Source organism: Ectothiorhodospira variabilis (assembly GCF_022227625.1).
In the GTDB taxonomy this organism is placed as follows: domain Bacteria; phylum Pseudomonadota; class Gammaproteobacteria; order Ectothiorhodospirales; family Ectothiorhodospiraceae; genus Ectothiorhodospira; species Ectothiorhodospira haloalkaliphila.
The window spans coordinates 141909-163043 of the sequence record NZ_JAJNAO010000002.1; the positions used below are offsets into that span (position 1 = coordinate 141909).

A 21135-nucleotide genomic window follows, 5' to 3' on the forward strand; every position below is an offset into this window, starting at 1 on the left:
TGCGTGACTGAGTTTCTGGTCGGCCATGATAACTGATCGCCCGTCAGGGCGCAGGAGGCCGGGGCCCGCGCCCGATGGCTCATCCGGAGAGGTCAGCCGGAGGACTGAATGAACCGATGGGGATTGGTATGCCGACCGTCCTTGAGCACTTCGAAATGCACATGCGTGCCGGTGGCCCGACCGGTGGCACCCATTTTGGCGATCACATCGCCTCTGCGCACCGTATCCCCCACCGAGACCAGCATTTCCTTATTGTGGGCATAGCGCGTGACATAGCCGTTACCGTGATCGATCTCCACCAACTTGCCAAAGGCATCGTTATAGTCGGCAAAGACCACGAGCCCACCGGCCACGGCGATGATCTCGGTGCCCGGAGCGGCGGCAAAGTCCACCCCCCGATGGAAGGCCTGGCGGCCGGTGAAGGGATCGGTGCGGGTGCCATAGCCAGAGGACATCCAGCCCGTCCTCACCGGACGTCCCGCAGGGGTGACCTCTTCCTGCAACTGGTCCGAGAGGATCAGCCGACCCAGCAGCCGCAACTGGGATTCCCGATCGTCCAGCACACGGGCCAGATCATCCAGCTCCCGCGTCAGATCGGATCGCCGCGTGTCCTGCAGGAGATCCTCAGGCCCCCCGATACCGGGGAGCCCGGCAAAATTGAATTCGCCGTCGTCGAGCCCGGCCATGTTCACCAGCTTGCTGCCCAGGGCGTCCAGGCGTGTGGCCTGGGCCTGAAGCTGCGCCACCCTGAGGGTGAGGGCATCAAGGCTGGCCTTGGTGGTGTCCCGGGTCTGGCTGAGCTGTTCACGTTGTTCGACCAGCGCCCTTTCCCACTGGACGAAAATGGCATCCGGGGGCGCCTGACGGCTGCCCAACTGGTATCCGGCCCACAGTAGCGCACCACCGACCACCAGCAAGGCGGCGATGGGCATGGCAAACTGTTGCCAGCGGGTGAACTGGATACGACGTGGACCGTTTTGGCCCTGACCTGCCAATAGGATGATCTGCATGGCGACCTGAGTTTGTGAGTGACACCACCCGACCAAACCACGAGCCGGAGTTAGCCGGGGGATGCGCTCGACACAATCCCGTATAGAACTACAAACTCTGGGATAATAGCGAACGAACCCGCTCAAGGGAAACCATTCACGCCCAACCACCCCGGGAAGATTCACCATGCGTGCCCCCCGAACCTATCTCGATCCCACGATGCTGGACCAGGCGCGACGACTGGAAGCCATGACCCAGAGCGTGCGCACACTGCTGCCGCCGGGATTGAGGGATCATTGCTGGGTGGGGAACATCAAGGACGGCGTATTGGTCCTGGTGACCGACTCCGGCACCTGGGCGCACCCGTTACGCTACATGCAGCGGGAGGTGCTCAAGCAGATGAAGGCCCACCACGGCATCAGCGCCCGATCCATCAAGATCCGCGTGCGCCCGGTGATGCAGGCCTTCACGCCACGCCCCGGCAAGCCTCTGCCCCCGCTCAACGAGGACGCCCGCGAAGCCCTTTCCCGGGCAGCGGATTCAGTAGAGGATCCGGAACTGAGGGAGACCCTGCGTCGCTTTGCAACGCAGGGCTGATGCTGAAACGCTCAGGCGGTGGCCGCCTGGGCGTAGGAAATGGGCAGACGCTCGGACTCGTCCTCGAAGGTGACGATCTCGTAGGCGTCCGGCTGGTGGATCAGTTGGCGGATCAGGTGATTGTTCAAGGCATGACCGGACTTGTAGCCCTCGAAAGCGCCAATCAGGCTGTAGCCCAACTGGTACAAGTCACCGATGGCATCCAGGATCTTGTGCTTGACGAACTCGTCCTCGTACCGCAGGCCGTCCTCGTTGAGCACACGGAAGTCGTCAAGCACCACGGCATTGTCCAGACTACCCCCCAGGGCCAGTTGCTTGCCTCGCAACGCCTCGATATCGCGCATGAAGCCGAAGGTGCGGGCCCGGCTCACCTCCTTGACGAAGGACGTGGTGGAAAAATCCAGTTCGGCACTCTGGATGCCACCGCTGAAAATGGGGTGATCAAAGCCGATGGAGAAGGCCACCTTGAAGCCATCGAAGGGCTCGAACCGGGCCCACTTGTCATCCTCACGCACCTCCACCGGCTTCTTGATCCGGATAAAGCGTTTAGGTGCATTCTGTTCAACGATGCCCGCGGATTGGATCAGGAACACAAAGGGGCCTGCACTGCCGTCCATGATGGGCACCTCTGCGGCACTGACCTCCACGTAAAGGTTGTCGATCCCAAGACCCGCCACGGCCGAGAGCAGATGTTCCACTGTGGAAACCCGCACCGGGCCATCCACCATGGTGGTGGAGAGACAGGTATCTCCCACATTTTCGGGATGGGCCTTGATCTCCACCACCGGATCCAGATCCACGCGCCGAAAGACCACACCGGTGTCCGCCGGGGCGGGACGCAACATCAGGTAGATCTTCTCCCCGGTGTGAAGTCCCACCCCGGTGGCCCGGATGGTGTTCTTGAGTGTGCGTTGTCTGATCACAGCGATGTCCTCGGAGCATCGGACGGCCCGGAAGGGCGCCCTGCCGTTCCCGCCAGGGCCGGAGCGGCGTCGATAAAAGTTGACGACTATAGCACAGCATTATGTCATGTGCAGTGCAGCATAAGTGGCCGGTCATCGACCAAAACTCTCCGATGAGCGCCCACCCGGCGCCGGGGGGTGCCCCGCCCCGCGAGGCCCCCCGGCCCTACCCGGGCCATGATCAATCTGCCTGTTTGCGCAGGAAAGCCGGAATATCCAGGTAGTCCATGTTGGCGTTACCGGAAGAGTCATAACCGCCACCACCTTGCTGCTTGCGCATGACGGCGGGGCGGTCCAGCTTCTCGTAGTCCACCACTTCCAGTTCCGACTGACCGTGCTGCACGGCCGCAGCCGCTGCACCGCCGGCGGCAGCCACCTGATGGGTCTCCACCAGCTTGACGGCCGGCTTCTCCCGGGTGGGACGGGTGGCCTGCCCAGGCGTGCCCAGACCGGTGGCCACCAGGGTCACGCGCAGTTCGTCGCCCATGTCCGGATCGATGACCGTACCCACCACCACAGTGGCGTCTTCGGAGGCGAACTCCTTGACGGCGGCGCCCACTTCCTCGAACTCGCCAATGGACATATCCATGCCGGCGGTCACGTTCACCAGGATGCCACGAGCCCCGGAGAGGTTCACGTCTTCCAGCAGGGGGCTGGAGATGGCGGCCTCGGCGGCCACCCGGGCACGATCACCACCGGAGGCAGTACCCGTGCCCATCATGGCCATACCCATCTCCGACATCACCGTGCGCACGTCGGCGAAGTCCACGTTGATCAGGCCTGGGCGGGTGATCAGCTCGGCAATGCCCTGAACCGCACCCAACAGCACATCATTGGCGGCCTTGAAGGCGTCCAGCAGAGTGACGTTCTTGCCCAGCACCGAGAGCAGCTTGTCGTTGGGAATGGTGATCAGGGAATCCACATACTTGGCCAGATTCTCCATGCCCGTCTGCGCCACCTGCATGCGCTTCTTGCCCTCGAAGGGGAAGGGCTTGGTGACCACCGCCACGGTGAGCACGCCCATCTCCTTGGCGATCTGCGCCACCACCGGGGCGGCGCCGGTTCCCGTGCCACCGCCCATGCCGGCGGTGATGAAGACCATATCGGCCCCATCGATCATCTCCTGGATGCGCTCCCGATCCTCCAGGGCGGCCTCGCGGCCCACCGTGGGATCGGCACCGGCACCCAGGCCCTTGGTGATGTGGGCGCCCATCTGCAGCAGGGTCTTGGCATCCACCCGCTTCAGTGCCTGGGCATCCGTGTTGGCGCAGACAAAATCCACGCCCTCGATGGAGGCGTTGACCATGTGCTGCACCGCATTACCACCGCCGCCACCGACGCCGATGACCTTGATGACCGCGTTCTGCGGATAGGTATCCATCAGTTCAAACATTTCCGTTACCTCCTAGAACCCATTGGTTCATTCAACCGAATTGATTTTGCGAATCCCGATCTCACCCAACCAGCCGCCGCATTCCCGTATGTTCTTTGCCATTCCCTCACCCGACCCGCATCACAGGTTCCCCTGGAACCAACTGCGCATGCGCGCCCAAACCGACTTCATGCCACCGCCACGCACTCCCTCACCGGTACGCTCCAGACGGCTTTCATGACCAAACAAAAGCAGCCCCACACCGGTGGAATGCACCGGGTTGCGAACCGCATCCACCAGCCCGGTCACGTAATGGGGCAACCCCAGCCGCACCGGCATGTGGAACACCTCTTCCGCCAGTTCGGCCACGCCCTCCATCTTCGAGGAACCCCCGGTGAGCACCACGCCGGCCGCCACCATCTCCTCGCAGCCGGAGCGCCGCAGTTCCGACTGCACCAGGGACATCAGTTCCTCGTAGCGAGGCTCCACCACCCCGGCCAGTGTCTGGCGTGACAACCGACGCGGGGGACGATCCCCTACGCCCGGCACCTCGATGGTTTCCTCCGGGTCCGCCAACTGACGCAGGGCGCAGGCGTACTTGATCTTCAAATCCTCGGCATACTGGGTGGGCGTGCGCAGGGCCACGGCAATGTCGTTGGTCACCTGATCGCCGGCAATGGGGATCACCGCCGTGTGACGGATGGCCCCATCGGTGAACACGGCAATATCGGTGGTGCCGCCACCGATATCCACCAGGCACACCCCCAACTCCTTCTCGTCCTCGGTGAGCACCGCGTAACTGGACGCCAGTTGCTCAAGGATGATGTCGTCCACCTCCAGGCCACAGCGACGGACGCACTTGATGATGTTCTGAGCCGCGGAGACGGCGCCCGTGACCAGATGCACCTTGGCCTCCAGCCGTACCCCGGACATGCCCACCGGCTCGCGAATACCCTCCTGCTCGTCGATGATGAATTCCTGGGGCAGCACATGCAGGATGCGCTGATCCGCCGGGATGGCCACCGCCCGGGCGGCATCGATCACACGTTCCACATCCGCCGGTGTCACCTCCTGGTCCTTGATGGCCACCACGCCGGTGGAGTTGAGACTCTTCACGTGGCTACCGGCGATGCCGGTGAACACCGAGTGGATCTGGCAGCCGGCCATCAACTCGGCCTCCTCGATGGCCCGCTGAATGGACTGCACGGTGGACTCGATATTGACCACCACACCCTTCTTGAGGCCCCGAGAGGGGTGCGAGCCGATACCGACGATCTCGATCTCTCCTTCATCGGAGATCTCGCCGACGATGGCCTCCACCTTGGAGGTCCCGATATCCAGGCCGACGATCATTCCCTTATCCGATCGCTTCGACATAAATCTTGCTCTCCCGTACCCGGACGTTCGCTGTCTGTCGCTGTTGCCTATTGGCCATAAACGTCTTCAAGTCATTCATTCCAATGCCTCCGCTGGCTCTCCCCAGGCGACGGCAATACCGTTGGTGTAACGCATGTCGATGCGCTTGATGGGCTCGTCCCGGTGCTCCGTCAAACGCGGATACATGCGCACCAGGCGATCCAGCCGGTCCGTATCCATGCCGCGCCCCATGACCACCTGACTGCCGTCCTGCAGACGAATCACCCAGGAGCGGCGGGCATCCTCCTGGAGCCCTTCCACTTCCAGGCCCACATCGGCGAGACGGGCCTGGACCGCCAGATACCGTTCCATGAGCGGCCGCTCCCGACCGTCGCGGCCCCACAGGGCGGGCAATCCCTCGGGCTGAGTCTCCACCGGGGGGTGGAAAAGCTCACCATACTGGTTGAGCAGGGCCGTCTCGCCCCAGCGGGCCACGGGCACCTGCTCATCCACCCGCACCACCAGGCGGTCCGGCCATTCCCGGCGCACGGAGACGCCATGCACCCAGGGCATCGCCTCCACCGCCCGCTCCACCGGCCGCAGGTCCAGACTGAAGAACCCGCCGCTGGCATAGGGCACCAGAGTCTCCGATACGGCCTGACGATCCAGGTACTGAAAGTCCCCCTCGATCACCACGCTGCGTACCGGCAGGGTCTCCGGATGCAGGAGTCGCTCCACGCCCTTGGTCACCAATGCCATCAGCAACACGGCCACCCCTCCCAGCCACACAAGGCGCAGGCCACGGCGCAGCCAGGGCCGGCGCCACCAGGGTGGTCGCGACAGATGACGCCGTGCCATGGTGCGTTTGCGCATGCGCACTGCATCACCGCCCTCCCGGCGTCAGGGTGGTGGCCAGGATGCGGACGACCAGGGCCTGGAAGTCCAGACCCGCCGCGCGTGCGGCCATGGGGACCAGACTGTGATCCGTCATGCCCGGCACGGTGTTCACCTCGATGAGCCAGGCGCCGCCCTGCCCATCCCGCATCAGGTCCACGCGGCCCCAGCCCTCGCCGGATACTGCATTGAAGGCATCCAGGGCCAGCCGCTGCAGACTCGCTTCCTCGTCAGCGGGCAACCCGCAGGGGCAGTGGTAGAGGGTATCGTCCGCTTGATACTTGGCCTCGTAGTCGTAGAACGACCGGGGCGTTTCCAGTCGGATCGGCGGCAGGGCCTGCCCATCCAGGATGGCGACGGTGTACTCGGCGCCACGCACCCAGTGTTCGGCAAACACCGGGCCGCCACAGCGGGCGGCCGTCTCCTGTGCCTGACCCAGTTCCTCCAGTTGTGAGACCTTGGTCATGCCAATGCTGGAGCCCTCCAGGGCGGGCTTGACGATCAAGGGCAGACCCAGAGCATCCACAACGGCGCGGGGGTCCGTGTCCTGCTCCAGCACCCGGAAGTCCGGCGTGGGCAGACCGGCGCCGCGCCACAGGCGTTTGGTCAGCAGCTTGTTCATCCCCAGGGCCGAGCCGGCCACGCCGCTGCCGGTGTAAGGCAGGCCCAGCACCTCCAGGGCACCCTGGATGAGGCCATCCTCTCCGCCCCGGCCGTGCAGGACGATGAAGGCCCTGTCGTATCGTTCCCGGGCCAGCACGTCCAGGATGTCGCGCCCCACATCCACGCCATGGGCGTCCACATCGGCGGCACGCAAGGCCTTGAGTACCTCGGCACCGCTGCGCAGCGACACCTCCCGCTCCGCGGACCAGCCGCCCATGAGGACCGCCACCTTGCCAAAGTCCGCCATGTTCGATTGATTCATGCCCGATCCTCCCGATGGGGTTCACCGACGATGCGAACCTCGGACTCCAGCGCCACACCGTAATGCGCCTGCACCACCTGCCGCACATGGCTCATCAGGGCCTCGATATCCCGGGCCCGGGCACCGCCGGTGTTGATGATGAAATTGGCATGCTTCTCCGACACCTGGGCGCCGCCGATGGCAAAACCCTTGAGCCCGCAGGCCTCGATCAGACGCGCCGCATGATCCCCGGGGGGGTTGCGGAACACCGAACCGCAGGAGGGCTGACCAATGGGCTGGGTCTCCCCGCGCCGGGCCAGCAGCTCCTTGATGTGCTGGCGGCTGCGAGTGCCATCACCGGCCTCGAACTGGAGTACGGCCTCCACGAACCAGGCCTCTCCCCGCCCTCGCACCGAGCGATACCCCACCTGGTATTCCGAGGGGTGGCGCCGCTCCATCCGCCCCTGGCGGTCGATGGTCAACACCTCCCGCACGTGGGACCAGGTGTCATCGCCCCAGGCCCCGGCATTCATGGCCAGAGCACCGCCCAGGGCACCGGGAATTCCGGCGAAGAACTCACCGCCCACCCGATCATGCTCGGCGCAGAAACGGGCCAGCTTGGCGCAGCTCACGCCGGCCCCGACCCGAATCCGCTGATCTTCCAATATCTCCAGGTCGTCCATGATGCCGCTGCACGCGATCACCGTGCCGCGCACGCCGCCGTCACGGACCAGCAGATTGCTGCCCAGTCCGACCCACATCAGGGGCTCGCCGGCACGCAGCCCGGACAGGAAGTGGCTCAGATCCTGCGCATCGGCAGGGCGATACCAGCGATCCGCAGGTCCGCCCACCCGCCACGAGGTGTGGCGCGCCATCAGCTCATTGATGCGCAGCTCGCCTCGCAGATGGCCGGTGCTCATTCCAACCCCCCTTGCACGCCCAGGGCCCGCGGCAGGCTGGCGGACAGGGCGCCCACATTGCCGGCGCCCTGAGTCAGCAGCACATCGCCATCCTCGAGAACGCCCTTGAGGGCATCCACCAGGCGTTCCGGGGCGTCCACAAAGACCGGATCCACCCGTCCACGCATGCGGATCGCTCGGGCCAGGGTGCGGCCATCGGCGCCCTGAATGGGCTCCTCGCCCGCCGGATAGACCTCCAGCAGCACCAGGGCATCGGGCTCGGACAGGGTCTCGGTAAAGTCCTCGAACAGGTCACGGGTGCGGGTGTAACGATGAGGCTGGAAGGCCAGCACCAGGCGGCGGTCCGGCCAGGCGGCGCGGGCGGCGGCCAGGGTCGCGGCCACCTCGGTGGGGTGATGACCATAATCATCCACCAGCAGCACCTGCCCGTTGGCGATCTGCAACTCACCATACACCTGGAAACGACGCCCGATACCCTGGAAACCCTGCAGGGCCCGCTGGATGGCCTCGTCACCGACCCCCAGTTCGTGGGCCACAGCCACGGCCGCCAGGGCGTTGAGCACGTTGTGACGCCCGGGCAGGTTCAGGGTGACCGGGAAGCCCGTATCCCGCCCCGGCAGATGCAAAAGGAAATGGGTACGGGTGCCATTGGCCTGCACCTGCGTGGCCCGCACATCGGCTGGATGCTCCACCCCGTAGGTGAGCATGGGGCGACCAATACGCTCGATCAGCTGGCGGATCTGGTCATCATCCACGCACAGCACCGCCAGACCATAGAAAGGCAGGTGATGCAGAAACTCCAGGAAGGCGTCCTTGAGCCGCGTGAAATCACCCTCATAGGTCGCCAGATGGTCCGCATCGATATTGGTGACCACGGAAATCATGGGCTGCAGGCACAGGAAGGAGGCGTCGCTCTCATCGGCCTCAGCCACCAGGTAACTGCCCTGCCCCAGCCGGGAATGGCTGGCGGTACTATTGAGGCGTCCACCGATGACGAAGGTGGGGTCCAGCCCCCCCTCGGCCAGCAGGCTGGCCACCAGGCTGGTGGTGGTGGTCTTGCCATGGGTGCCGGCCACGGCGATGCCATAGCGAAACCGCATCAGCTCGGCCAGCATCTCGGCCCGGGCCACCACCGGGATGCGGCGCTCACGGGCAGCACGCAGTTCCGGGTTGTCGGGACGAATGGCGCTGGAGACCACCAGCACGTCGGCACGGGCCATGTGGGCCGCATCATGGCCCCGGTACACATCCACACCCAGGTCTTCCAGGCGCCGGGTCACGGCATTCTCGGCCATGTCAGAGCCGCTGACCTGATACCCCAGGTTGGCCAGCACCTCGGCAATGCCGCCCATGCCCGAGCCACCGATACCCACGAAGTGAATACGGCGGATGCGGCGCATACCGATCATGGCAGTGGGTGCATTCATTGCCCGTCACCTCCTCGCGCCAGGGCCTGACAGGCCTCTGCCACCCGCCGGGTCGCCTCGGGATGGGCCAGGGAGCGGGCCTTCTCGGCCATGTCCTGCAGTCGCGGACGGGTCATCGCCCGCAGTCGCGCCGCCAGTTCTTCGGGATTGAATTCCGTTTGCGGCACCAACCAGGCCGCGCCAGGTTCGGCCAGATAGCGCCCATTGATGCGTTGATGGTCGTCCACCGCATGGGGATAGGGCACCAGCAGCGAGGCCACGCCAGCCGCCGCCAGCTCGGACACGGTCAGGGCACCGGATCGGCAGATGACCACGTCTGCCCAGGCATAGGCCTCGGCCATATCCTCGATGAAGGCGTCTACCCGGGCCTCCACATCGGCGGCCTGATAAGCCGCCCGGGCCTGCTCCACGGTACGCTCGCCCGCCTGATGCCGGATCAGGGGGCGTTCTTCCCGGGGCAGCCGCGCCACGGCTTCGGGCACACAGGTGTTCAGGGCCAGGGCCCCCAGGCTTCCCCCCACCACCAGCAGGCGCAGCCGGCCTTCCCGACCGGCCATGCGCTGGGCGGGAGCCGGCAGATGCAGGATCTGTTCGCGCACCGGGTTGCCCACGGTCACTGCCTCGTGACGGGCGGCGAAGGTATCGGGAAACGCCTCCAGTACCAGATCAGCGGGACCTGCCAACCAGCGATTGGTCAGACCCGCCACCGCATTCTGTTCATGGATCACCAGGGGTCGGCCCAGGGCCGCAGCCATCAACCCACCCGGGCCGGAGGCGAAACCGCCCAACCCCAGTACGGCACGAGGCTTGATGCGCATGAGCAGGGCAAGGGCGGCCCAGAGCGCCACACCCACACGCCAGGGGGCCAGCAACCAGGTGCCCACCCCCTTGCCGCGCAAACCGCTCACCGGCAGCGTGTGAAAGGGGATGCCAGCCTCGGGCACCAGCCGGGCCTCCAGGCCACGCGCCGTACCCAGCCAGCAGACCTCTTCCCCCTGGGCCTGAAGATGGGCTGCCACCGCCAGCCCCGGGAAGACATGTCCACCGGTGCCCCCGGCCATGATGAGGATGGGACGCTGGCTCATGCGTTGGCCTCCGCTCGGACCTTGCGCCGAGGGCTGCGGCGACGCCAGCCTCCGCTTTCCACGGTTTCCCGATGCACCCGTGCCAGCAGTCCCATGGCGGCGCAGGTCACCAGCATGGAACTGCCTCCATAGCTCATCAGAGGCAAGGTCAAACCCTTGGTAGGCAACAGTCCCATGTTCACTCCCATGTTGATGAAGGCCTGCAGACCGATCCAGATGCCAATGCCGTAGGCCAGGAAGGCCCCGAACCGATGGCCAACCGCCTCGGCCGCCTGGCCGATGGCGAAACTGCGCCAGACCAGGAAAACGAACAGTCCCACCACCACGCAGACCCCCACCAGGCCCAGTTCCTCGGCCATGACCGCAAACAGGAAGTCATTGTGGGCCTCGGGCAGGTAGAACAGCTTCTGCACGCTGCCCCCCAGCCCCACGCCGAACCAGGAACCACTGCCGATGGCAATCAGCGACTGGGTGAGCTGGAAGCCGGTGTTGAAGGGATCGGTCCAGGGATCCATGAAGCCGGTGAGGCGAGCGATTCGATAAGGAGTCTGTATGGCCAGATAGGCCATGGCACTGCTCACCACGCCGAGCAGCAGCACGAACTGCCAAAGACGGGCCCCGCCCAGAAAGAGCATGCCCAGACCGATGGCCAGCAACACCACCGCGGCCCCGAAATCCGGCTGCATCAGCAGCGGTATGGTCGCCAGCCCCAGCAACATCAGGGGTTTGACAAAGCCCATCATGCTCTCGCGCACCTGGCGTCCATGGCGCACCAGGTATCCCGCCAGATAGACCGTCACCAGCAGCTTGACCACCTCGGACACCTGCAGGTTGAAAAGGCCCAGAGAGATCCAGCGGGTGGAGCCATTCACTGTCTTGCCCACGCCGGGGAGCAGCACCGCCACCAGCAGGACATACACCAGTACCAGCACCAGCAAACCTGCCTGCTCCCAGTAGGCCAGGCGCAGGGAGTACAGGGCCCAGGCGGCCACCAGCCCCAGCGCCACGAAGACCACCTGCCGCTGCAGGAAATAGAAGGGCTCGGCCATGCCTACGGAGGCAGATGCCACCATGATCAACCCAAGCGACAAGAGGGCCAGCACCACCAGGGCCAGACCCACATCGACCCGCTGGTGAATCTCCACCGTCAGGCGGGTGCCTGCATCGCGACTTGCCTGGAGATCCAGCATCTTCATGACACCAGCCTCCGTACCGCCGCCTCAAAGACCTCGCCCCGGTGCTCGTAGCCCCGGAACATGTCGAAGCTGGCACAGGCCGGCGAGAGCAGCACGCTGTCCTTGCGGCGCGCCAGACGCGCCGCCTCATCGACCGCCTGATTCAGGTCCCGAGCCCGCACCACCGGCACCACACCCCCCAGGGCCTGTTCGATGACACCGGCATCCTGCCCCAGAAGCACCACCGCCCGGGCCTTTTGCTGGGCTACCTGTCGCAGCGGAGTAAAGTCCTGGCCCTTGCCCTGCCCCCCGGCGATCAGCACCACGCGACCGGGCAAACCGGTCAGGGCCGCCAGCGTGGAGCCCAGGTTGGTCCCCTTGGAGTCGTTGTACCAGTTCACGCCTCGGAAGGTGGTCAGCCACTGGCACCGATGGGGCAGGCCCGTGAAATCCCCCAGGGCCACGATACTGGTCTCCAGGGGCAGGCCAATGGCATCGGCCAGGGCCAGTGCCGCCAGGGCATTGGCGATGTTGTGGCTGCCGGCCAGCCGAAGCGTGGATTCCGCCACCAGGGTCTGCTCCCCCCGGGACAGCCATTGCACACCGCTGCGAACATGCAGACCGAACTGCCCCTTTTCGGGAGCGTCCAGACCAAAACTCACCGGAGTCACCTCCGGATGCATGGCACTGACCACCGGGTCGTCCCGGTTGATCACCGCGGCCCTGGCCCGCTGATAGATCCGGGCCTTGGCCCGGGCATAGTCATCCAGGTCGTGATAGCGATCCAGGTGGTCCGCCGAAACATTGAGCACCACCGCCGCGGCGCAGGCCAGGGAATGGGTGGTCTCCAGCTGGAAACTGGACAACTCCAGCACATACAGGTCCGGCTCCGGATCGCTGAGCAGGTCCAGGGCCGGCGGGCCGAGGTTGCCACCCACGGCCACCCGGCGACCGGTGGCCCGGGCCATCTCTCCCAGCAGGGTGGTCACGGTGCTCTTGCCGTTGGAGCCGGTGATGGCCACTACCGGGGCCGTGGCAGCCTGGGCGAACAGTTCGATGTCCCCCTCCACCCGGGCACCTGCCGCCACGGCGGCACGCACCGCAGGTTCCTGCACGCTGACGCCGGGGCTCACCACCAGACGATCAAAACCCGCGAACAGCTCGGGATCAAAGCGGCCGCAGTGCAGGGAAACCTCCGGAGCCAGCACCCTGAGGGCCTCGGCACCGGGGGGAGTCTCGCGGGAATCGGCCACGCAGAAGGACTCGCCGCGGGCGGTCAGATGCCGCGCCACGGAAAGCCCTGTGCTGCCCAGTCCCACGATCAAGGTATTCATGTTCGTCGTCACATCCACACCGCTGTCAGCGGATCTTGAGGGTGGCCAGGCCAATGAGCACCAGCACCACGGTGATGATCCAGAAACGGACAATCACCCTGGGTTCCGGCCACCCCTTGAGTTCAAAATGATGATGCAGCGGCGCCATCCGGAAGATGCGCCGCCCCGTCAGCTTGTAGGAGACCACCTGCAGGATCACCGACAGGGTCTCGATCACGAACACCCCACCCATGATCACCAGCACGACCTCCTGGCGGGTGGTCACCGCCAGCACACCCAGGGCCGCCCCCAAAGCCAGGGCGCCCACATCGCCCATGAAGACCTGCGCCGGATAGGCGTTGAACCACAAAAAGCCCATGCCGGCCCCCACCAGAGCGGCAGAGAACACCACCAGATCCCCCACGCCCGGCACGTAGGGAATGCCCAGGTAGTCGGCGAAGATGGCATGGCCGGAGACATAGGCAAACACGCCCAGGGCGCCGGCCACCAGCACACAGGGCATGATGGCCAGGCCGTCCAGGCCGTCGGTGAGGTTCACCGCGTTGCTCGAGCCCACGATCACCAGCCAGGTGAGGGGGATGAACCACAAACCCAGGTCGATGGCCACGTCCTTGAAGACGGGCATGATCAGGGTGGTCTCGATAGGCGTCTGCGCCGTGTAGAAGAGCAGGAAGGCCGTGGCAAAGGCCACCACCGACTGCCAGAAGAATTTCTTGCGGGCCGAAAGGCCCTGGCTGTTGCCGTAACGAAGCTTCAAGTAATCGTCGATCCCGCCGATTAAACCGAACAGGAGGGTGACGATGAGCACGATCCAGACAAACCGATTCCCCAGATCACTCCATAGCAGGGTACTGACGGCCACGGCCACCAGGATCAGTGCACCCCCCATGGTGGGCGTACCCGCCTTGCCCAGGTGGGTCTGGGGGCCATCGTCACGAATGTGCTGGCCAATCTTGTACAGGGTGAGGCGCTTGATCATGGTGGGGCCCACCCAGAATGCGATCAGCAGCGCCGTGAGCACGCCCAGGATGGCGCGCAGGGTCAGGTACTGGAAGACGCTCAGTGCCGTGTAGTACTGGCTGAGATACTCAAACAGAATGAGCAGCATGCTCTTGGCTCTCCGATTGTTCCTGTTGCCGCTCATCCGGCGTGATCAATGCTTCCACCACTCGCTCCATACGTTGCCCCCGCGACCCCTTGACCAGAAGGGTTCCGTTCTTGGGCAAGAGGGTGTCCAGGGCGCGGATCAGGGCCTCCTGATCCTTGAAATGAAGGGCACGTTCTCCAAAACCTTCCACCGCATGCCGACACAGCGGGCCCACCGCCAGCAGTCGGTCCACCCCCCTGGCAGCGGCATATTCACCCGTCTGCCGGTGCAGGGCCGGACCATCGTCCCCCAACTCCCCCATGTCGCCGAGCACCAGGATCCGGGGCCCCGGCTCGTCCAGCAGCATGTCCACGGCGGCCCGCGTGGAGGCGGGATTGGCGTTGTAACTGTCATCGATGATGTTCAGGCCGTCGCGCCCTTTGCGCCGCATCAATCGACCGGGCACCGGTGCCAGGGAGCTCAGCCCGGCGGCGATGGTCTCAAGGTCAAGCCCCAGGGCCAGGGACGCAGCGGCCGCCGCGGCCGCATTGAGACGGTTATGGGCACCCGGCAGCGCCAGGTTCACGGGCAGGCACACGCCTTCATGACGAACCCATGCAACGCCATCGGCCCCCTGCCCCACCTGTACCTGTGCCCGTTCACTGGTGCCAAACAGCAGTGTGTGACGCCCCGTATTCAGGCTTTCCCAGAACTGCGCATAGGGATCATCGGCGTTGATCACCGCCACCCCGTCGGGGCCCAGTCCCTGGAAGATCTCGCCCTTGGCCCGTGCCACGCCTTCCAGACTTCCGAACCCCTCCAGGTGCGCCGGACCGGCATTGGTGATCAGCGCCACCTGAGGCCCCGCCAGGGCTGTGAGGTTCGCGATCTCCCCGGCATGATTGGCCCCCATCTCGATCACCGCAAACCGATGCTCCGTGGACAGCCCCAGCAATGTCAGGGGCACGCCGATATCGTTGTTCAGGTTGCCGCGGGTGGCGAGAGTACTCCCCGCCTGCTGCAGGATGGCGGCGAGCATCTCCTTGACGGTGGTCTTGCCATTACTGCCGGTCAGGCCCACCACCCGGGCCGGGCAGCGACGACGCCAGCCTGCGGCCAGGGCGCCCAGGGCCTGGCGGGTATCCTTCACCAGGATCCGGGGATGCCCGGATGCCACGGGACGACTCACCATCACGGCAGCGGCCGGCAAGGCGGCATGGATGAACTCATGGGCATCGAAACGCGGCCCCTGCAAGGCCACGAATAACGACCCCCCCGATACCTGGCGGCTGTGAGTGGAGACGCCCGTGACCATGACGTCATCGCCGCTTGGGCTGCCGTGACACAGGCTCGCTGCTTCCTGAAGGGAAAGCCGCATCATGCGCCACCCCCTGTCAGGGCCAACGCCAGTTGCCGGTCGCTGAAGGGCCGGACCTCGGTGCCCACCGTCTGGCCGGTTTCGTGGCCCTTGCCGGCCACCAGGACCATATCCCGGGATCCAGCCTGCATGAAGGCATGGCGGATCGCCGCATCCCGGTCCGCCTCGATGCGTACGGCATCTGCGCGCGCGAACCCTCGGCTCACCTCCGCGATGATGGCCATGGGGTCCTCCCGCCGCGGGTTGTCGCTGGTGAGGATCACATGATCGGCATACCGTTCGGCCACCCTGGCCATGAGCGGCCGCTTGCCCCGGTCGCGGTTCCCCCCGCAACCGAACACGCACCACAGACGTCCAGCGCAGTGGGCGCGCGCCGCTTGCAGTGCCTGGGCCAGGGCCTCGGGGGTGTGAGCGTAGTCCACCACCAGAGTCGGCCCCCGGCTGCCCCGAAAACACTCCATGCGCCCGGGGATGACCGGACTGCGTGACAGGCGTTCCAGGGCATCGGAGAGGGTGACGTCCAGGGTGAGCATTGCGCCCAGGGCGGCAAGCAGATTCAGCACGTTGAACCGGCCCAGCAAGCGGGTTTCCAGTTCCCCGTCGCCCCAGGGGGTGTGCACCCGACAACGCACGCCCTCGGGTCCGAAGTGCAGGTCTGAGGCATGCAGGTGATCACGCCCACCCGGGTCGGCGCGCAAGCCATAGCCGAGTATCTGCACATGATCTTCAATGCGACCGACCAGCATCTGACCGAAGGGATCATCCAGATTGAGAACGGCCGTCTTCAGACCCGGCCATTCGAACAGTCTGGCCTTGGCCTCGCCGTAAGCGGCGGCGGTGGCGTGGTAGTCCAGGTGGTCGTGGCCCAGGTTGGTCAGGATGGCCAGGTCAAAGTCCACGCCCGCCACCCGGGACTGGGCCAGGGCATGGGAGGAGACTTCCATCACCACCCGGCGAACACCCTGGGCAGTCATCTCGGCCAGGCGCCCTTGCAGGGTGACCGGATCGGGCGTGGTCAGCCCCGGATCCCGCAACTCGCCCCAGCGACCGTAGCCCAGTGTCCCCAGGACGCCACAGGGGGCGCTCTCGCTATCCAGCGCGGCAGCCAGGATCTGCGATACCGAGGTCTTGCCATCCGTGCCGGTCACCCCGACCACCTTCATGGACCGACTGGGATGACCATGAAAACGCGCTGCCACCTGCCCCAGGTACTGGCGAAGGTCCGGCGCCTCAATATAAGAGACCTCTTCTCCCAGGTCAGGAGGACTGACCCCCTTGAGGGGTTCCCAGACCACCGCCGCCACGCCCCGGCGGACGGCCTCGCTGGCATGCGTCAGGCCATGATGATCATGGCCTGCCAAGGCAAAAAAGACTTCGCCGGGTTGAGCCCGGCGACTATCAAGACACAGGCCGCTGATTTCTCGATCCCGTTCCACGGGCACGCTCACATGCGGACTCAGAAGGTCCGAGAGGCGCCAGGCTTGAGAGGAGGAGCGACGCGTATTCATGCGGGATTGCCCTGTCCGGGGCCGGAGACTGAACGCAACGCGGGCAGATCATCCGGCGGGATGTCCATCAAACGCAGGGCGCCCCGCATGACATTGGAAAACACAGGTGCTGCCACCTGCCCACCGTAATACTGATCACCGCTGGGCTCATCCACCATCACCACCATCACCAGGCGGGGGTTGCTGGCCGGTGCCATGCCGGCGAACAGGGACAGATACCGCCCCTCGGTGTAACCGCCGGCACCGGACTTGCGCACGGTCCCGGTCTTGCCCGCCACCCGATAGCCCTCCACGCGGGCGCGCACACCCGTGCCACCCGGCTCCACCGAAGCCTCCAGCATGTCCACCAGAGTGCGGGCCGTGCTGGCATGCATGACCTGCTCTCCGGGCCGGACTTCCTGGGATTGCACGAAGCGGGGCGCGGGCATCACCCCATCGTTGGCGATGGCGGCATAGGCCTGGGCCAGTTGCAGCATGGACACGGACACACCGTAGCCAAAGGCCAGAGTGGCGCGATCCACTTCCCGCCAGTAGAGAAAATCGCGCAGGGTGCCGCCTGCCTCCCCGGGAAAACCGCTGCCGGTGGCCCGACCAAAGCCCAACTGGAAGAAGGTTTCCCACAACGCCTGGGGCTCGATGGCCATGGCCAGCTTGCTGGCGCCCACATTGGAGGACTTGACCAGCAGGGTGGACAAATCAATCAGACCATAATTGCGGATATCGCGGATGGTGTGTCGTCCCACGCGCAAAGTGCCGGGGCTGGTTTCCAGCAGGGTTTCCGGCTGAAACTGGCCAGACTCCAGGGCAGCGGCCACGGTAAAGGGCTTGATGGTGGAACCGGGCTCGATCAGATCCGTGACGGCCCGGTTACGAAACCGGTCCCCCTGGAGGGTCTCGCGGTTGTTCGGGTTGTAGGAGGGTTGATTGACCATGGCCAGCACGTCGCCGTTTCGGGCGTCGAGGATCACGGCCGATCCCGCCCGCGCCCCGTGGGCACTGACCGCGGCCTTGAGTTCCCGATAAGCCAGGTATTGCAGGCGCTGATCGATGGTGAGGCGAAGATCCTGTCCGTGGCTTGCGGGCCGGATGTTTTCCACGTCCCGGATCACTCGCCCAAGGCGATCACGGAGCACCCGCTTGGCCCCGGGCTCGCCCGTGAGCCAGGCGTTGTAGCCCAGCTCGATGCCCTCCTGACCATGATCATCGATGTTGGTGAAGCCCAGCACGTGGGAAGCCACCTCGCCCATGGGGTAATAGCGGCGGTATTCACGCTGCAACCCCACGCCCGGCACACCCAGTGCAGACACGCGCGCCCCCACCTCGGGGGTGACGTGCCGGCGCAGGTAGACGAATTCACGCCCGGCCCGATCCGACACTCTTCGATAAAGAGCGGTCGGGTCCACACCCAGCACCTGAGCCACCTCCTGCAGGCGCTGTGGTTCTTCCAGGACCTCCTGGGGATTGGCCCACACGGTATCCACGGGTGTACTCACCGCCATGGGCTCGCCCTGGCGGTCCATGATCATGCCCCGATGAGCCGGCAGGGCGACCACGCGCAGATGCCGCGCATCCCCTTCACCGCGCAGGAAGTCCTGCTGCACCACCTGCAGGTCCACGCCCCGGACGAGCACGGCTGAAAAGGCGAGCACAAGGGCGCCCAGCACGACAAGGCGCCGCCAGCGGGATACCCCTGTGGTTTCTTCTTTCATCGTCACTCCAGCAGGATCACGGTGGTGCGGCTATCGGGCAGGCGCATGTCCAGCCGCTGACTCGCTGCATCTTCGATCCGTCCATGGGTGGCCCAGGTACTCTGCTCCAACTGCAACTTCCCCCACTCGATATTCAACTCGTCCCTCAGGTTCACCTCCCTTTGCAACTCCATGAACAGCAGGCGGCTCTGGTGCTTGCTGTGGATCACGGCCAGGGCACTGGCCATCACCGCCACGAACAGCACACCGACACCGGCCAGTTGCCAATTCATGACAGGCGCTCGGCAACGCGCAGCACGGCACTGCGAGCGCGAGGATTGACCGCAAGCTCGGCCTCACCAGCCCGCTGGGCCTTGCCTATGTGGCGCAGCGTGCGGCCTGGCGGCAGATCACGCACCGGCAAGTCACGGGGCACGGGCTCACCTTCCACCTGACGTCGGATGAAACGTTTGACCCGCCGATCCTCCAGGGAATGAAAACTGATCACCGCCAGGCGACCGCCGGGCGCCAGCACCCGAGAAATCTGGGCCAGGCATGCATCCAGGGACTCCAGTTCCTGATTCACGTGCAGCCGAATGGCCTGAAAGCTGCGCGTTGCCGGGTGCTTGTGACGCTCGTGCCGCGGCACGGCCTCACTGATCAGTTCCGCCAGGCGACCGGTGCGCTCCACAGGCGCTTCCTCACGGGCCTCCACCAGGCGCCGGGCGATACGACGGGCGAAGCGCTCCTCGCCCAGTTCCCGCAGGACCTTGGCGATTTCCCCCTCACCGGCATGCGCCAGCCATTGGGCCGCCGATTCACCCCGGTCCGGGTCCATGCGCATGTCCAGAGGGCCATCATTCATGAAACTGAAACCCCTTGTTGCATCGTCCAGCTGGGGCGAAGAGACCCCCAGATCCAGGAGCAACCCCCGCACTTGGCCCATGACGGCGCACCCCTCCAGCAGAGCGGACAGATCGGCGAATGAACCGCGAAGGAACTGAAAACGCGGCTCGTCACCAAAGCGCCGGCTGGCCACCGCCTGCGCCTGCGGATCCTGATCCAGGGCGATCAGCCGCCCCTCCGGCCCCAGGCGCTCGAGGATGGCCGCACTGTGACCACCGCGCCCGAAGGTGGCGTCCACATAGATACCGTCTTCCTGCACCGCAAGCCCCGCCAGGGCCTCTTCCAGCAACACCGGTCGATGCGTGTCGGGCACGGATGCCCCCCCATCAAAGGACGAGGGACTCAAGGGTCGAGCTGGGATCACCATCTTCATCTTCTTCCTGCAACCAGGCATCCCGGCTACGTGTCCAGGCATCCTCGTCCCATAATTCGAATTTCTTGCCTTGCCCCACCAGCACGGCCCGCTTGTCCAGACCGGCATAGTCGCGCAAGGGCGTTGGAAGCAGGATGCGCCCCTGCCCGTCCAGCTCGCATTCAGTGGCATGACCCACGAGCAGACGCTGCATGCGGCGCGTCTTGCGATCCATATTGGGGCGGGAGACGAGGGCCTCTTCGATCCGTTCCCACACGGGCAACGGATACACCAGGAGGCAGCCATCGCGATCAATGGTGATCACCAGACGGCCCTGACAGGACTCCATCAGACGCTCGCGATACCGTGCCGGCATCGCCATGCGCCCCTTGGCATCCAGATTCAGGTTGGTGATACCTCTAAACACGACAGCCCGGGCCCTCTGTATCGCCACCGGCAGGGGTGGCGATGGAGTCACGGGAACACATCGGCCGATGCCCGGAAGCACGACCCGATACCACCCATCCCCACGTTTCCCCACTTTTCGACACTATAGGTAGGGCCTCGCTGGGGTGTCAAGGGAAAAGCCGGAAGCAGCCATGAAGATTTATACTTACGTCACAAATACTTACAAAAACCTTCACGGGTGGGATAACGGAAACCAGAGCCTGCAGAAAGGGTTTCACCAATAGTCAGTTGGTTGCGGAATACTTCTGAAAAAAGAATACGGAATAGGCTCCATGAGCTTGGCTCACCGAGCTTTTTTCTCACCAAGGGGTAGCGGGGGAAAAGTGGGGGCCGGGAGGCCCCCGGAGGGAAAACAAGGGGAGTCGGCCGGTAAGCCGGGTTCTGTCGTGGACAATCATTCCTCTGGGGCGCGCGTCACCACGCGCCTCTAGCAGCCTACCCGGGTGCAGTGCGGGCCACACCAACGCACCCCTATTTGGCCTTGCTCCGGACGGGGTTTACCCTGCCGCGGCGTGTTGCCACCCGCGCGGTGCGCTCTTACCGCACCATTTCAACCTTACCTGTGTCCGTGCCCGAAGGCCGAGGACCATCGGCGGTATATTTTCTGTGGCACTTTCCGTCGGCTCGCGCCGCCCAGGCGTTACCTGGCGCCCTGCCCTGTGGAGCCCGGACTTTCCTCTGCGGCGTGGGGTCCGCAGCGACTGTCTGGCCAACTCCAGGGAACATAATACT

At 65.1% G+C, this 21135-nt stretch carries 18 protein-coding genes, 1 other RNA gene and 1 pseudogene; 1 reads left to right on the plus strand and 19 read right to left on the minus strand.

Annotated features, from left to right (window positions below; all coding sequences use genetic code 11):
- Positions 1-92 precede the first annotated feature (92 nt).
- Complete coding sequence (locus tag LPW30_RS03265) at positions 93-1010, minus strand: M23 family metallopeptidase (RefSeq protein ID WP_025280619.1); 918 nt, start codon at positions 1008-1010, stop codon at positions 93-95.
- A 166-nt stretch (positions 1011-1176) separates the two neighbouring features.
- Here LPW30_RS03265 and LPW30_RS03270 point away from each other — a divergent pair, with 166 nt between their 5' ends.
- On the plus strand, positions 1177-1587 hold the full coding sequence (locus LPW30_RS03270) for a DUF721 domain-containing protein (protein WP_025280618.1): 411 nt from the start codon (positions 1177-1179) through the stop codon (positions 1585-1587).
- Between the two features lie 11 nt (positions 1588-1598).
- On the opposite strand, the gene lpxC is transcribed toward LPW30_RS03270, so the two are convergent.
- The 18 genes and pseudogenes from lpxC to rnpB form a co-directional block, all read right to left on the minus strand.
- Positions 1599-2510, minus strand: coding sequence for a UDP-3-O-acyl-N-acetylglucosamine deacetylase (gene lpxC / locus LPW30_RS03275; protein ID WP_239680070.1), 912 nt, complete (start codon positions 2508-2510; stop codon positions 1599-1601).
- Between the two features lie 220 nt (positions 2511-2730).
- Positions 2731-3942, minus strand: coding sequence for a cell division protein FtsZ (gene ftsZ / locus LPW30_RS03280; protein ID WP_025280616.1), 1212 nt, complete (start codon positions 3940-3942; stop codon positions 2731-2733).
- A gap of 120 nt (positions 3943-4062) precedes the next feature.
- Entirely contained in the window at positions 4063-5298 is a 1236-nt protein-coding gene (gene ftsA, locus LPW30_RS03285) for a cell division protein FtsA (RefSeq protein ID WP_025280615.1), read from the minus strand.
- A 75-nt stretch (positions 5299-5373) separates the two neighbouring features.
- Complete coding sequence (locus LPW30_RS03290; RefSeq protein WP_051582580.1) at positions 5374-6150, minus strand: cell division protein FtsQ/DivIB; 777 nt, start codon at positions 6148-6150, stop codon at positions 5374-5376.
- A 10-nt stretch (positions 6151-6160) separates the two neighbouring features.
- Positions 6161-7096, minus strand: a complete 936-nt coding sequence (locus tag LPW30_RS03295; protein WP_025280613.1) for a D-alanine--D-alanine ligase — start codon at positions 7094-7096, stop codon at positions 6161-6163.
- Positions 7093-7995: a UDP-N-acetylmuramate dehydrogenase gene (murB, locus tag LPW30_RS03300; RefSeq protein ID WP_025280612.1), complete on the minus strand. Its 903-nt coding sequence runs from the start codon at positions 7993-7995 to the stop codon at positions 7093-7095. The genes LPW30_RS03295 and murB overlap by 4 nt, the downstream gene beginning before the upstream one ends.
- Positions 7992-9422, minus strand: a complete 1431-nt coding sequence (murC, locus tag LPW30_RS03305) for a UDP-N-acetylmuramate--L-alanine ligase (RefSeq protein ID WP_025280611.1) — start codon at positions 9420-9422, stop codon at positions 7992-7994. The genes murB and murC overlap by 4 nt, the downstream gene beginning before the upstream one ends.
- Positions 9419-10507 carry an undecaprenyldiphospho-muramoylpentapeptide beta-N-acetylglucosaminyltransferase gene (gene murG, locus LPW30_RS03310; protein ID WP_025280610.1) on the minus strand — a complete coding sequence of 363 codons (1089 nt, stop codon included), beginning with the start codon at positions 10505-10507 and terminating at the stop codon, positions 9419-9421. Before murG ends, murC begins: the two co-directional genes overlap by 4 nt.
- The gene (gene ftsW, locus LPW30_RS03315) at positions 10504-11703 is read right to left on the minus strand and encodes a putative lipid II flippase FtsW (protein ID WP_025280609.1); all 1200 of its coding nucleotides are present in this window, start codon (positions 11701-11703) and stop codon (positions 10504-10506) included. The genes murG and ftsW overlap by 4 nt, the downstream gene beginning before the upstream one ends.
- Positions 11700-13016 (minus strand): UDP-N-acetylmuramoyl-L-alanine--D-glutamate ligase, encoded by a 1317-nt coding sequence (gene murD / locus LPW30_RS03320; RefSeq protein ID WP_029762225.1) that lies wholly within the window; start codon positions 13014-13016, stop codon positions 11700-11702. The genes ftsW and murD overlap by 4 nt, the downstream gene beginning before the upstream one ends.
- A 25-nt stretch (positions 13017-13041) precedes the next feature.
- Positions 13042-14124, minus strand: coding sequence for a phospho-N-acetylmuramoyl-pentapeptide-transferase (gene mraY, locus LPW30_RS03325; protein ID WP_239680071.1), 1083 nt, complete (start codon positions 14122-14124; stop codon positions 13042-13044).
- On the minus strand, positions 14105-15484 hold the full coding sequence (locus tag LPW30_RS03330; RefSeq protein ID WP_239680072.1) for a UDP-N-acetylmuramoyl-tripeptide--D-alanyl-D-alanine ligase: 1380 nt from the start codon (positions 15482-15484) through the stop codon (positions 14105-14107). The genes mraY and LPW30_RS03330 overlap by 20 nt, the downstream gene beginning before the upstream one ends.
- Positions 15481-16989, minus strand: coding sequence for a UDP-N-acetylmuramoyl-L-alanyl-D-glutamate--2,6-diaminopimelate ligase (locus LPW30_RS03335; RefSeq protein WP_239680073.1), 1509 nt, complete (start codon positions 16987-16989; stop codon positions 15481-15483). Before LPW30_RS03335 ends, LPW30_RS03330 begins: the two co-directional genes overlap by 4 nt.
- Positions 16986-18698 carry a peptidoglycan D,D-transpeptidase FtsI family protein gene (locus LPW30_RS03340; protein WP_239680074.1) on the minus strand — a complete coding sequence of 571 codons (1713 nt, stop codon included), beginning with the start codon at positions 18696-18698 and terminating at the stop codon, positions 16986-16988. The genes LPW30_RS03335 and LPW30_RS03340 overlap by 4 nt, the downstream gene beginning before the upstream one ends.
- Before the next feature lie 2 nt (positions 18699-18700).
- Positions 18701-18970, minus strand: a complete 270-nt coding sequence (ftsL, locus tag LPW30_RS03345) for a cell division protein FtsL (protein ID WP_239680075.1) — start codon at positions 18968-18970, stop codon at positions 18701-18703.
- Positions 18967-19910: pseudogene (rsmH, locus tag LPW30_RS03350) on the minus strand (16S rRNA (cytosine(1402)-N(4))-methyltransferase RsmH). Before rsmH ends, ftsL begins: the two are co-directional and overlap by 4 nt.
- A complete protein-coding gene (gene mraZ / locus LPW30_RS03355; protein ID WP_025280602.1) occupies positions 19910-20362 on the minus strand; it encodes a division/cell wall cluster transcriptional repressor MraZ in 453 nt (150 codons plus the stop codon). Before mraZ ends, rsmH begins: the two are co-directional and overlap by 1 nt.
- Positions 20363-20757: 395 nt before the next feature.
- Positions 20758-21120: RNase P RNA component class A (rnpB, locus tag LPW30_RS03360), an RNA gene on the minus strand.
- Positions 21121-21135 lie beyond the last annotated feature (15 nt).